This is a genomic window from Clostridium sp. K04, assembly GCF_019734375.1.
In the GTDB taxonomy this organism is placed as follows: Bacteria; Bacillota; Clostridia; order Clostridiales; family Clostridiaceae; genus Clostridium; species Clostridium saudiense.
Genome location: NZ_JAASHD010000090.1, coordinates 1 through 1,143, shown reverse-complemented (window position 1 = coordinate 1,143; position 1,143 = coordinate 1). Strand labels below are relative to the sequence as shown.

The following is a 1,143-nucleotide window of genomic DNA, read 5'->3' as shown; positions in this document are numbered from 1 at the left end:
GTATTATTTAGTATCGCAAACCTATTGTATTTCCTTGGGCTGAGAAGAGCAATGTTCATATAACTTAACAGATCGTTATGGACTATAAGGGGGAACTTATGAAAAAATTATCTACAACAAAAAAGGCTCTAATAGGTATTGGCTTAGTATTAGTTTTAATAATTGGAAGTGCATCATTTGCGCTTAATCACTATGCATCAAAAGTGGAAAGAGTTGAAATTGATAGATCTGTCGTAACTGAAACTGGTAAAGAACCAGCAAAGGAAGATCAAGATGTTGTAACAATAGCTTTATTAGGAACAGATTTTAGCCAAAATGAGAAATACGGAAATCTTTATGGTGCTTCAGACTGTACTATGATATTAGGAATAGATAAAAAAAATAATAAACTTAAGCTTTTCTCACTAATGAGAGATATGTATTTGGATTTACCTGACGGAAGTGGAAAACAAAACTTAAATTATACAATGGCCTATGGCGGACCAGAGCTTATATTAAAAACTATAAATACAAATTTTAATTTAACTGTTGATAAATTTATTTCTGTTAGTTTACACACTTTACCTGAAATTATTGATAAACTTGGTGGGGTTGAAATGAATATAACTAATGAAGAATTAAATTATATAAATGGATATATTAAAAATATTGATAGTGAAAATGGTACAAATACTGAAAAATTAACCTCAGCTGGTACTCAAACCTTAAACGGAACTCAAGCGGCTGCGTATTGTAGAATAAGATATACTGAAGGTAGTGATTATAAAAGAAGTGAAAGACAAAGAGATGTTCTTGAAGCTTTATTTAACAAATTTAAAGATTCATCACTTACAGAACTAATTTCTATAATGGACGATATTTTGCCTTTAGTAACAACTAATCTTACTAATAGTGAGATTATCTCTATAGCTACTACAGTTCTAGGCATGGGTACTCCTAATATAGAGCAATCTAGATTTCCTCTTGATGGAAAATCTGAAACTATCTATACAGACATGCTACATCTAACTATAGATGCTGAAGAAACTACTAATGATATACATAAATTCTTATATTCTTTAGACTAAGGGAGAGTAGATAGATTTGTGTAAAAAACAAATCTATCTACTCTTTTTTTGTATGATTAGTTGGTAGATTTGGAAT

Annotated in this window: 1 protein-coding gene; it reads left to right on the top strand. The window is 29.9% G+C overall.

Translation table 11 applies throughout. From position 1 onward, the window contains the following. The first annotated feature begins 98 nt into the window (after positions 1-98). Positions 99-1,067 (top strand): LCP family protein, encoded by a 969-nt coding sequence (locus HCG70_RS17260; protein WP_195955612.1) that lies wholly within the window; start codon positions 99-101, stop codon positions 1,065-1,067. Positions 1,068-1,143 lie beyond the last annotated feature (76 nt).

Excerpts from the sequence above, each read along its gene's own strand:
- HCG70_RS17260 (WP_195955612.1), top strand. The coding sequence starts at position 99 with ATGAAAAAATTATCTACAACAAAAAAGGCTCTAATAGGTATTGGCTTA.